At 72.0% G+C, this 11,426-nt stretch carries 9 protein-coding genes; 1 reads left to right on the top strand and 8 read right to left on the bottom strand.

Annotated elements, in window-relative coordinates:
• Positions 1–323: PIN domain-containing protein (locus ACLIYP_RS17995; RefSeq protein ID WP_412714156.1), on the top strand; the 323-nt coding region annotated here is incomplete at its 5' end.
• Positions 324–334: 11 nt separating this feature from the next.
• Here ACLIYP_RS17995 and ACLIYP_RS17990 read toward each other — a convergent pair.
• From ACLIYP_RS17990 to ACLIYP_RS17955, 8 genes are all read right to left on the bottom strand, one after another.
• Positions 335–1,900: an ArnT family glycosyltransferase gene (locus ACLIYP_RS17990; protein WP_412714155.1), complete on the bottom strand. Its 1,566-nt coding sequence runs from the start codon at positions 1,898–1,900 to the stop codon at positions 335–337.
• 86 nt (positions 1,901–1,986) lie between these two features.
• A complete protein-coding gene (gene dxs / locus ACLIYP_RS17985) occupies positions 1,987–3,927 on the bottom strand; it encodes a 1-deoxy-D-xylulose-5-phosphate synthase (protein WP_412714154.1) in 1,941 nt (646 codons plus the stop codon).
• 292 nt (positions 3,928–4,219) lie between these two features.
• On the bottom strand, positions 4,220–5,527 hold the full coding sequence (locus ACLIYP_RS17980; RefSeq protein WP_412714153.1) for a sugar ABC transporter permease: 1,308 nt from the start codon (positions 5,525–5,527) through the stop codon (positions 4,220–4,222).
• Complete coding sequence (locus ACLIYP_RS17975) at positions 5,524–6,312, bottom strand: ATP-binding cassette domain-containing protein (RefSeq protein WP_177214031.1); 789 nt, start codon at positions 6,310–6,312, stop codon at positions 5,524–5,526. Before ACLIYP_RS17975 ends, ACLIYP_RS17980 begins: the two co-directional genes overlap by 4 nt.
• Before the next feature lie 97 nt (positions 6,313–6,409).
• Positions 6,410–7,516: an ABC transporter substrate-binding protein gene (locus ACLIYP_RS17970; RefSeq protein ID WP_412714152.1), complete on the bottom strand. Its 1,107-nt coding sequence runs from the start codon at positions 7,514–7,516 to the stop codon at positions 6,410–6,412.
• A 322-nt stretch (positions 7,517–7,838) separates the two neighbouring features.
• Positions 7,839–9,059, bottom strand: a complete 1,221-nt coding sequence (locus tag ACLIYP_RS17965; RefSeq protein WP_412714151.1) for an ROK family transcriptional regulator — start codon at positions 9,057–9,059, stop codon at positions 7,839–7,841.
• A 319-nt stretch (positions 9,060–9,378) separates the two neighbouring features.
• Positions 9,379–10,347, bottom strand: a complete 969-nt coding sequence (locus ACLIYP_RS17960; RefSeq protein ID WP_412714150.1) for a carbohydrate ABC transporter permease — start codon at positions 10,345–10,347, stop codon at positions 9,379–9,381.
• Positions 10,348–10,369: 22 nt separating this feature from the next.
• A complete protein-coding gene (locus ACLIYP_RS17955; protein ID WP_412714149.1) occupies positions 10,370–11,395 on the bottom strand; it encodes a carbohydrate ABC transporter permease in 1,026 nt (341 codons plus the stop codon).
• Positions 11,396–11,426 lie beyond the last annotated feature (31 nt).

Raw genomic sequence — 11,426 nt, 5'->3', positions numbered from 1 at the left:
GGGACCGGCTCGCGGCACGGGCGGCGGACCCGGGCGGCGCAACGGGCGGGAACGGCGAGGGCGGCGAGGGCGGCGAGGGCGGCGAGGGCGGCGAGGGCGGCGAGGAGATCGTGCTCGTCGTGGAGGGCGCCGCCCGCGGGGTGGCCTCCGTGCCCGGGGTACGGGTGGTGGAGGCGCCCGGCAGCGGGGACGACCGGATCGTCGAGCTGGTGGCGGCCGAGGGCCGCGGCAGGCGCTGCACGGTGGTCACCGCCGACCGCGGGCTGCGCGAGCGGGTGGCGGTGCTGGGCGCCGGGACGGCCGGTCCGCGCTCGGTGCGCTGACCCCTCGCGGCTCAGCGGACGCCGGCCCCGCCCCCGCCCCCGCGCACCTCACGCTCCCCGCGCTCGGGCCGCAGCACGTACACCACCGCCCCGTCCACCCGCTCCACGCGCTCGTAGTGCGCGGCGAGCAGGTGGCGCAGCGTCGGCATCCGGGAGGGGGCGTACGGCTTGCCGCGCGAGTCGTCGACGATCACCTTCGGCGGGTCCTCCGACAGCTCCGCGTGGAAGGTGCGCCAGCCGCCCTCGACGCCGTACCGCTGGCCCACCCGGTGCCCGTCCCGGCCGCCGCTGAAGTTGGTGAGCAGACCGGCGGTGAGGTAGCGGCTGGCCGGGGTGCGGTCGGCCAGCCAGTAGCCCTCCGGGTGCATGCCCCACAGCAGCACCTTCTCCTGCGGTCCGGCGTGCCGCCGCGCGGCGTCGGCCACCTTCCGGGCGTGGTCCAGCTCCCCGCTGCCCGCCACCGCGCTCCAGCCCAGGAACAGCGCGCACGACAGCGCGGCGCACAGCGCGGACCGGAGCGCCCACCGGCCGCCCAGCAGGTGCAGTGCGCCCGCCCCCAGCAGGGCGAGCGGCGGCAGAAGCTGGAGGTAGTAGTGGCCGAAGAAGTGGAAGCCGGAGACCACGGCGACCACGGAGGCCGCCAGCCAGGTCCACAGGTCCGCCGTCAGGACCTGCCGGCGGCCCGGCGGGCGCCGTCGCAGCGCCGCCGCCAGCGGCACCAGCAGCCCCGCGGACCCCGCCGCCGCGATGGCGGTGTTGCCCAGGCCCCGGCCGAGCACGTGCAGCTCCGAACCGGTGAAGGAGGCGTACGCACCGGAGCCGGTGACCGTCCAGAACAGGAAGCGGGACCAGCCGCAGGCCGCGGCCACCGCCGCCACCGGCAGTACGCAGCCCGCGCCCAGCCGGAGCAGCGCCGCCCGCCGCGGATCGCCGGACGGCACCGAGCGCCACAGCAGGAACAGCACCGGCAGCAGGACCGCGCCGCCCGTCTGCTTGACCAGGAAGGCGCCGGCGACCGCGAGGCCCGCGGCCCTCCAGCGCCGCCGGTCGGCGCACCAGAAGGCCGCCGCGGTGAACGGCAGCATGAAGACCTCGAAGTTCGCCGCCTGCGCGTCCTCGGGGTTCAGGCCCACCGAGGCCAGGACGAACAGCACGCCGGCGGCCCAGGCGGCCCGCTCGCCCCAGCGGCGGCGGGCCAGGGAGGCCAGCAGCGCGGCGGTCGCCGCCACGGCCGCCACCGCCGCCGCCTTGACCGGCCACAGCGAGGCGTCGCCGAAGAGGGCGAAGGCGCCCTGGTACAGCCAGGGCACCAGGGGCGGTTTGCGGTCCACGACGGTGTCGTAGAGCACTCCGCCGTCCGCCAGCATCCGGGCCTGGGTGGCGAGGAAACCCTCGTCGGGGTTCCACAGCGGACGCAGGAAGGACGGGAGGCGGGTGAGCGCGGCCAGCAGCACCAGCACGGGCAGCAGCCGGGGCCACAACGGCCGGGGACGGCGCGCGGCCGCCGGCCGCTCCGCCCGCGGGGCCGGGGGCCGCGCGGGCAGCGTGGACCGCGGCGGTTCGGGGGCGGTCGGCATGGGCTCAACCTATCCGGATCCGTCCGGCCCGCTCCCGCGCGGCGGGAGCCGTGCGGGAGCGGGCCGGGGATCGGTCGCGGGCGGGGTCAGTCGCGGGCGCTCTCCGTGCCGAGGCCTGCCGTGCGCTCGGTGCCGTAGCGGCCGTCGAGCTTGGCGACCAGGCCGGTGACCTGGCGGGCGATGTCCGGCGCGGTCAGGCCGATCTCGGCGAGCACCTCGCCGCGGGAGGCGTGGTCCAGGAACTTCGGGGGGATGCCGAAGTCGCGCAGCGGCACGTCCACGCCCGCGTCGCGCAGCGCCTGCGCGATCGCCGAACCGACGCCGCCCACCCGGCTGTTGTCCTCCACGGTGACGACGACGCGGTGGCGGTCCGCCAGCGGCGGCAGCGCCTCGTCGACCGGCTTGACCCAGCGCGGGTCAACCACGGTGGCGGAGATGCCCTGCTTGTCCAGCAGGTCGGCGACCTCCAGGCACATCGGGGCCAGCGCGCCGACCGAGACCAGCAGCACGTCCGGCCGCTCGCCCTCCTCCGTCCGCGCCTCGCGCAGCACGTCCATGCCGCCGACGGTGGAGACGGCGGGCACGGACGGGCCGACGGCGCCCTTGGAGAAGCGCACCACCGTCGGGGCGTCCTTCACCTCGACGGCCTCGCGGAGCTGGGCGCGCAGCTGGTCGGCGTCGCGCGGGGCGGCGATCCGCAGCCCGGGGACGACCTGGAGGATCGACATGTCCCACATGCCGTTGTGGGAGGCGCCGTCGGTGCCGGTGACCCCGGCCCGGTCCAGCACGAAGGTCACGCCGCAGTTGTGCAGGGCGACGTCCATCAGAACCTGGTCGAAGGCCCGGTTGAGGAAGGTGGCGTAGACGGCGAAGACCGGGTGCAGTCCGCCGGTGGCCAGTCCGGCCGCCGACACGGCGCCGTGCTGCTCGGCGATGCCCACGTCGTAGACGCGGTCGGGGAACGTCTCGGCGAACTTCTGCAGGCCCACCGGCTGGAGCATCGCGGCGGTGATGGCGACGACGTCCGCGCGCTCGCGGCCGAGCTCGACCATCTCGTCGCCGAAGACCGAGGTCCAGTCGGCGCCGGAGGCGGCCACCGGCAGCCCGGTGTCGGGGTGGATGACGCCGACCGCGTGGAAGCGGTCGGCCTCGTGCTGGACGGCGGGCTGGTAGCCGCGGCCCTTCTCCGTCAGGCAGTGGACGATGACCGGGCCGCCGAAGCGCTTGGCGCGGGTCAGGGCGGACTCCAGGGCCGCTATGTCGTGGCCGTCGATGGGGCCGAGGTACTTCAGGCCCAGGTCCTCGAACATGCCCTGCGGGGCGATGACGTCCTTGATGCCCTTCTTGGCGCCGTGCAGGGTCTCGTACAGCGGCCTGCCGACGACCGGGGTGCGGTTGAGCAGTTCCTTGCTGCGGGCGAGGAAGCGCTCGTAGCCGTCGGTGGTGCGCAGGGTGGCCAGGTGGTTGGCCAGGCCGCCGATGGTGGGCGCGTAGGAGCGCTCGTTGTCGTTGACGACGATCACCAGGGGGCGGTCCTTGGCGGCGGCGATGTTGTTGAGCGCCTCCCAGGCCATGCCGCCGGTGAGCGCGCCGTCGCCGATGACCGCGGCCACGTGGTGGTCCTCGCGGCCCAGCACCTGGTTGGCCTTGGCCAGTCCGTCGGCCCAGCCCAGCACGGTGGAGGCGTGGGAGTTCTCGATGACGTCGTGCTCGGACTCGGCCCGCGAGGGGTAGCCGGAGATGCCGCCCCTGGCCCGCAGCCCGGAGAAGTCCTGCCGCCCGGTGAGCAGCTTGTGGACGTAGCTCTGGTGTCCGGTGTCGAAGAGGATCCTGTCCCTGGGCGACTCGAAGACCCGGTGCAGGGCGATGGTCAGCTCGACCACGCCCAGGTTGGGCCCGAGGTGACCGCCGGTCTTCGAGACCGCCTCGACGAGGAAGGTCCGGATCTCCCGGGCGAGCTGGTCGAGCTCTTCGGGGGTGAGCCGGTCGAGATCGCGCGGTCCCGTGATGCGGGTCAGCAGAGCCACCCGTGCCTCCTTGCTGGTCGAGCCGTACGGGCTTGTGCCGATCCGATGAGTCTAATGTTCCGATCCTCCGGCCGTGCGGCGGCCACCGCGTTGCCGCCGTCCGGGTGTGTCGCGGAGTGCCGCTGCGTGTCGCGGTGCGCCGCGGAGGGGTGCGGAGGGGTGCGGGGATGTACGGCCGCCGGTCCCGCGAGCGCTCGCGGGACCGGCGGCCGTACGCCCGGCGCACATGCGCCCGGTGCCGGGCCCCGGAGCGGGGCCCGGCACCGGGCGGGGTGGGAGGGCGGGCGTGCGGTCAGCTCCGGCCCGCCGAGCGCTGTGTGCGCCGGGAGACCGAGTCGATGACGACCGCGGCCAGCAGCACCGCGCCCGTGATCATGTACTGGACGGCGGCGGCGATGCCCAGCAGGGCCATGCCGTTGGCGATCGAGCCGATCACCAGCATGCCCAGCAGCGCCGACCACACCGAGCCGCGTCCGCCGAAGAGGCTGGTGCCGCCGATGACCGCCGCGGCGATGGCCTCCATCAGCAGGTTGCCGCTGCCCGCGCCCTGGTTGGCGGCCAGGATGCGGGAGGCGATCATCAGTCCGCCGAAGGCGGCCATGGTGCCCGCGATGGAGAAGACCGAGATGCGCACCAGCTCGACGTTGATGCCTGCGCGGCGCGCCGCCTCGGTGTTGCCGCCGAGCGCGAAGACCTTGCGGCCGTAGGAGGTGCGCTTGAGGACGAAGTCCAGCGCCACCAGCACGACCAGGAAGATCAGCAGCGCCAGCGGCATGCCCCGGTACTGGTTGAGCATGTAGGCGGCGCCGAAGGCCAGCAGCGCCAGCACCGCTGTGCGCACGATGATCTCGCTGAGCGGGCGGGCGGGGATGCCGGCGGCGGCGCGGCGCCGGGTGCCGAGGAACTGGACGGCGAAGAAGACGCCGACCGCGACCGCCGCGGTGCCGTAGGCGACGGCGATGTCGGTGAAGTAGTGGTTGGAGAGGGTGCCGACCAGGCCGTCGCGGTCCAGGTTGATGGTGCCGTCGGTGCCGAGCACCCTCAGCATCAGGCCGTTCCAGGCGAGCAGGCCCGCCAGGGTGACGACGAAGGCGGGGACGCCGATCTTCGCGAAGAAGTAGCCGTGGAAGGCTCCGACCGCCGCGCCGGTGAGCAGCGCCAGGACGACCGCCAGCCACTCGTCCACCCCGTTGTTCACCGCGAGCACGGCGAAGACGGCGGAGGCCAGGCCGCTGACGGAGCCGACCGACAGGTCGATCTCGCCCAGCAGCAGCACGAAGACGATGCCGACGGATATCAGGCCGGTGCCGACGATGTAGACCGACAGGTTGGAGAGGTTCTCGGCGGACAGGAAGGCCGAGTCCTGCATCTGGAAGATCGCCCAGATGAGGATCAGGCCGACGACGACCGGGACGGAGCCCAGCTCGCCGGTGCGCATCTTGCGCTTGAAGTCGGTCCAGTAGCCCGCCAGGCCCTCCTCGCGCACGAGCAGCCGGGGGTCGACGGCGGGCGTGGCGCCCGCGGCGGCCGCGCCGTTGCCGGAGGCCGGGGCTGTTTTCCTGGAGCCCTCGGAGTTCTTGGAAAGCTTGGTCTCACTCACGGTCGGCTCCCCGCGGTACGCGCCTTGCGGCGGGTCACGGCGTTCTCCGTGGCGCCGGTGATGGCGGAGATGATCTCTTCCTGGGATGTGCTGGCGACGTCGAAGACGCCGTTGTTGCGGCCGAGCCGGAGCACCGCCACCTTGTCGGCGACCGCCTTGACGTCCGCCATGTTGTGGCTGATGAGGATGACGGCCAGGCCGCGTTCGCGCAGCCTCTCCACCAGGTCGAGGACCTGGGCCGTCTGCTCGACGCCGAGGGCCGCGGTGGGCTCGTCGAGGATGACGAGCTTGGGCTCGCCCAGCATCGAGCGGGCGATCGCGACGACCTGCCGCTGTCCGCCGGAGAGGGAGGCGACGGGGATGCGGACGCTGGGGATGCGGATCGACAGGGTGTCGAGCAGTTCCCGGGCGCGGCGCTCCATCTCGATCTCGTCGAGGACGCCGGAGCGCAGGATCTCGCGCCCGAGGAACAGGTTGCCGACCACGTCGAGGTTGTCGCAGAGCGCGAGGTCCTGGTAGACGGTCGCGACGCCCAGCTCCTGGGCGTCGTGCGGCCGGTTGACCTCGACGGCTCTGCCTTGCCACTCGAAGACGCCCTCGTCGGCGGGGCCGACGCCGGCGATCGTCTTCACGAGGGTGGACTTTCCGGCGCCGTTGTCGCCCACCAGGGCGACCACCTCGCCGGCGTGGACCTCCAGATCGACGTCGGTGAGCGCCTGAACGGCACCGAATCGCTTGGAGATTCCGCGCAACGCCAGTACAGGCGTAGCGGACACGTGAACCAACTCCTAGGACAGGACGGGGGTGGGGACCGTCCGGTGCCCGCGCCCTGTGGGACCGAGGGGGGCGCGGGCACCGGTGGGCCGGCGGACTGCCGGACCGTTACTTCAGGCCGGCCTTCTCGCACGCCTTGGCGTACTTGGCCGTGCAGATCTCCTCCACCGAGTAGAGGCCGTCCTTGACCACGGTGTCCTTCAGGTTCTCGGCGGTCACCGCGATCGGCTCGATCAGGGTCGCGGGGACGCCCTTGGTGGTCGCGCTGTCGACGGTGGTCTCGGTCTCCGGCTTCTCACCGCGGGCCAGGGCGACGGCCATCTCGGCGGCGGCGTAGGCCTCGGGCTGGAAGGGCTTGTAGACCGTCATGAACTGGTCGCCGGAGACGATGCGCTGGACGCCCGCCAGTTCGGCGTCCTGGCCGGTGACCGGCGGCAGCGGGTCGACGCCGGCGCTCTTGAGGGCGGTGATGATGCCGCCGGCCATGCCGTCGTTGGCGGAGTAGACGCCGACGATGTTCCCCTTGCCCAGGGAGGCGATGGCGCCGCTCATGTTCTTGTTGGCCTCTTCGGGCTTCCAGCCGGTGGTGTCGTAGGACTTGCCCACCTTGACCTTGCCGTCGAGGACGGACTTGGCGCCCTTCTTGAACATGGCCGCGTTGGGGTCGGTCGGCGACCCGTTCATCATGACGATCTGGCCGTCCTCGGCCTTGTCGCCGAGCTCCTCCAGCAGCGCGGTGCCCTGGACCTTGCCGACCTGCTCGTTGTCGAAGGAGGTGTAGGCGGAGATCGGGCCCTCGGCGAGGCGGTCGTAGGCGACGACCGGGATGCCGGCCTCGTCCGCCTTGGTGACCGAGCCGGCGATGGACTTGGCGTCCACCGCGTCCAGGATGATCGCGTCCACCTTCTTGGTGATCATCGAGTTCATCTGCTGCTGCTGCGTCGACGCGTCCTCCTTGGCGTTGACGTAGCTCACCTCGCAGTCGGAGCAGAGCTCCTTGATCCTCTTCTCGATGAGGGGCTTGTCGAAGTTCTCGTAGCGGGCCGTCTGGTCCTCCGGCAGCAGCAGGCCGATGGTCAGCGGGCCGTCCTTCTTCTTGTCGTCGCCGCCCGAGCCGTTGCCTCCGGCTTCCTTGGCACTGCCGCAGGCGGCGAGCGAGACGGCCATGGCGGTGGCGGCCACGGCCACGGCGGCACGGCGCAGTTGCGTGTTCATCCAGAACCTCCCTGACGAGGCCGCGTCACTGCGGCCGAGGTGGCAGGAAGTCAACTCGTAGTAACACCTGCCGTCAAGAAGTAAATTCTTAACGAGACAGCAACGATGCCATGCGTGAACAAGGTGAACGCAGAGTGGCAACGAGAGCGCTCTCGCCCTCATGACACGGGTACAGCGGCGCCTCCGGCCCCCGTCCGTCCCGTCCTTCTCTTCGTTTGTTTTCCGCGCAACCCGACCAGGAACCGGTTCCGATCCGGTTCCGAACCGGCCCCGCGCCGGCTCAGAACCGCCCCGGAACCGCCCGGAACCGCTCGGATCCGGCTCAGGCCCCGGCGGACGCCGCGACGGCCGGCACGCGCCGGGTGCCGTTCAGCGAACCGTCCAGCAGCGTCGAGTCGCCCATCTCGCTCAGCACCAGCGCCAGCGCGCCCAGCACCTCCGCACGACCGCCCAGGGCACCGGGCACCACCGTCAGCTGCCGGGCCGCGCTGGGGATGGCGTACCGGGAGACCGAGTCGCGGATCGGGCCGAGCACCAGCTCGCCGGCCTCGGCCAGGTCGCCGCCGAGCACGACCCGGCTGGGGTTGAGCAGGTTGCACAGGTTGGCGACGCCGCTGCCCACATGGCGTCCGATGTCGGCCACCACACGGCGGCAGCCGAGGTCCCCGGACCGGGCGAGCCTGACCATCTCGGGCATGGTCAGGTCGGGCCCGTGGCTGGAGTGCAGCAGCGGCAGGACGTAGCGGGCCGCGGTGAACGTCTCCAGGCAGCCGCGGTTGCCGCACCGGCACACCGGGCCGGACTCGTCCAGCGTGATGTGGCCGATCTCACCCGCGGTGCCGCCCGGGCCCCGGTAGATCTGACCGTCGATCACCAGGCCCGCGCCCACGCCGCTGGCGACCTTGATGTACGCCAGGTCCCGCGCGCCGCGCCCGCTGCCCCACACCAGCTCGCCCAGCGCACCGAGGTTGGCGTCGTTGTCGACGTGGACCTCCACACCGAGGCGGGAGGCCAGCTCCTCGCGCGGATTGGTCCCGGCCCAGCCCGGCAGGATGGTGCTGGAGCCCAGCACTCCGGTCTCGACGTCGATCGGGCCGGGGACGCCCAGGCCCAGCCCGATGACCTTCTCCCGGCAGAAGCCGGTCACCTCGATCAGCCGCTCCACCAGCCGCTCGGCCCGGTCGAAGCCCTGGGAGGCGGAGGCGTCCACGTCGATCGGCTCGGACTCCTCGGCGAGCACCTGGTGGGCCAGGTTGCCGACGGCCACGCGCAGGTGGGAGTGGCCGAAGTCGACGCCGACGACGATGCCCGCGTCCCCCGACAGCGAGACGCTGCGGGCCCGGCGTCCTCCGGCGGAGGTCGGGGTGACCTCGACCGTGCCGTTGTCCTTCAGCTCCCGGACGATGTTGGAGACCGTCGCGGCCGACAGCCCCGTGGTCCGCGCGATCTCCGCCTGGGTGAGCGAGCCCGCGATGCGCACGGCCCGTACCACCCGCTCCAGATTGGCCCGGTGCAGAGAGGACTGCGACCCCGGAGTCTCCACGACTCATCCACTCCCGCCTCGACGGGCGGCTCGACGACCTGCCCGTCGGCCGCACCACGCCGACGAGGTGCGGCTTGTCTCCAATACGTGAACCATAAGCACAGCCTGAAGCGTTATCTCCCGTCAAGACCTTGAGCGGGGTGGGCGCTCGGATGTTATCTGCGCACGGACGGTGACGCCCTCGGCGCGAAGAGGCACGGAGGAGGGCGAGGAGACGCGAGGAGGCGGCCACCGGGACGCGGTAGCCGCCTCGGAGGAGGGGACGGCGGGGGGACGGGCGGGGCGGTGGGGGCGGCGGGGACGGCAGGCGCGGGCGGGCCTACTTCAGCGCGCCCGCGGTCAGCCCCGCCTGCACCTGGCGCTGGAAGACGACGTAGACGACGAGGATGGGCAGCACCGCCAGGGTCAGGCCGGCGAAGAGCCCGCCCCAGTTGCCGCGGTAGCCGGTCTGGGCCGCCAGGTTGGCCAGACCCTGGGTGAGCACGTACTTGTCGGCGTCGCCGACGTGCACCACCTGGGGGATCAGGTACTGGTTCCACTGCCCGAGGAAGTTGAAGATCCCCACGCTTATCAGGCCGGGCTTGGCCATCGGCAGCATGACCTGGAAGAAGATCCGGCTGTGCGAGGCCCCGTCGATCTCCGCCGCCTCCGCGATCGAGGAGGGGAGGGTGCGGAAGAAGGCCGACATGAAGAAGACGGTGAACGGCAGCGAGTAGGCGATGTAGACCAGGATCAGGCCGTGGTAGGTGTCCAGCAGCGCGAAGTTCTTCATCACGAAGAACAGCGGCACCAGGGCGACGATGATCGGGAACGCCATGCCGCCGACGAACAGGAAGTACACCAGCCGGTTGCCGGGGAAGTCGTAGCGGGCCAGGACGTAGGCCACCATCGAGCCCAGCAGCATGGTGCCGACCACCGAGCCGCCCACCACGATCGCCGAGTTGATCGTGTACTGGCCGATGTTCGCCTCGTTCCAGGCGAAGGACCAGTTGTCCCAGTTCAGGCTCTCCGGCAGCGACCAGGGGTTCTCCAGGATGGCGCCGGAGGACTTGAAGGAGTTCATCACCGCCCACAGCAGGGGCCCGGCGGCCATCACGGCCCACAGGACCAGGAAGGCGTGCGAGAAGGCGTTGAGGGTGCGTCCCTCCGTGCCGCCCCCCTCCCGCCCGGCGCCCGTGCCGGGCGCGTTCGCGGGCCGCTGCGGGCCGGCTGCGCCCTTGGTGAGGGTGACGGCGGTCTCCTCGGGGTCCCCCGGCCTCAGGGACGGCGACGGTTCGGCAGTGGTCATGGCTGGTTCTCCCGCTGGCCTGTCAGAACTCGATCCGGTCCTTGCTCCGCCCGAACGCCATCGCCGCCACGGAGAAGACCATGGTGACGATCAGCAGGGCCACGGCGACGGCGGTCGCGTAACCGGCCTGTCCGTCCTGGAACGCCTTGTTGTACAGGTAGACCGGCGCGACGATGGTCGAGTAGGCGGGGCCGCCCGCGTTCACCGTCAGGATGTGCACCACGGCGAAGGCGTCGAGCGCCATGATGCCCATGTACACCCAGCCGGTCTGCACGGTGTCGCGCATCAGCGGCAGGGTGACGCGGAAGAACGTGGTCGTCCGGCCGGCGCCGTCCAGCAGCGTCGCCTCGTAGATCTCGCGGGGGATGGAGCCCATGGCCGCGGAGAAGAGCACGACGTAGAAGCCGACGTTCGCCCACACCATCACGACCACGACGCACCAGAAGGCCAGCCGGGGGTCGCCGAGCCAGCTCTGCTGCCACTCCCCCAGGCCGACGGCCGACAGTATGCCGTTGAGCAGGCCGCCGGCGGGGTTGAAGATGTACTTCCACAGCACCACGACGATCGCGATCGACAGCGCCTGCGGGAAGAAGTAGACGATCTTGTAGAAGTGCGAGCCGCGCACCCCCGCCACCGCCTCGCCCCGCCGGTGCCGGCCGCCGACGTTGAGCATGAAGGCGAAGAACAGGCCCAGGCCGAGGGTGATGACGGGCAGGACCAGCAGCAGCAGGACGTTGTGCCACAGCGCCTTGCGGAAGATCTCGTCCTCCATCAGCCGGCCGAAGTTGTCCAGCCCGACGAAGGCGAAGTCGCTGCTGAGGCCCGTCCAGTCGGTCAGCGAGTAGTAGAACGTCTGGAAGAAGGGCGACACGACCAGGACGCCGTAGAGCACCAGGGGCACCGCGAGGAAGCCCGCGATGAACCGGTACTTCAGGTAGGTCCGGTGGCGGGGGGAGACGCGCCGCTCGCCCCGGCCCCCGCCGGGCCCTCCCGGCGGGGGCGCCGCTTCCTTGCCGGCCTCGGCAACCGCCGGGCTGTCACTGGCCATGCCGCCCTCGTCCCAATCTCCGTGTTCCGGC

It is taken from the genome of Streptomyces nanhaiensis, assembly GCF_046614825.1.
Classification (GTDB): domain Bacteria; phylum Actinomycetota; class Actinomycetes; order Streptomycetales; family Streptomycetaceae; genus Streptomyces; species Streptomyces radiopugnans.
This window is presented reverse-complemented; position numbering and strand designations above follow the sequence as displayed.

Coding starts and splice junctions, on each gene's coding strand:
- ACLIYP_RS17990 (WP_412714155.1), bottom strand. CDS start 1,900: ATGCCGACCGCCCCCGAACCGCCGCGGTCCACGCTGCCCGCGCGGCCC.
- ACLIYP_RS17970 (WP_412714152.1), bottom strand. CDS start 7,516: ATGAACACGCAACTGCGCCGTGCCGCCGTGGCCGTGGCCGCCACCGCC.
- ACLIYP_RS17960 (WP_412714150.1), bottom strand. CDS start 10,347: ATGACCACTGCCGAACCGTCGCCGTCCCTGAGGCCGGGGGACCCCGAG.
- ACLIYP_RS17955 (WP_412714149.1), bottom strand. CDS start 11,395: ATGGCCAGTGACAGCCCGGCGGTTGCCGAGGCCGGCAAGGAAGCGGCG.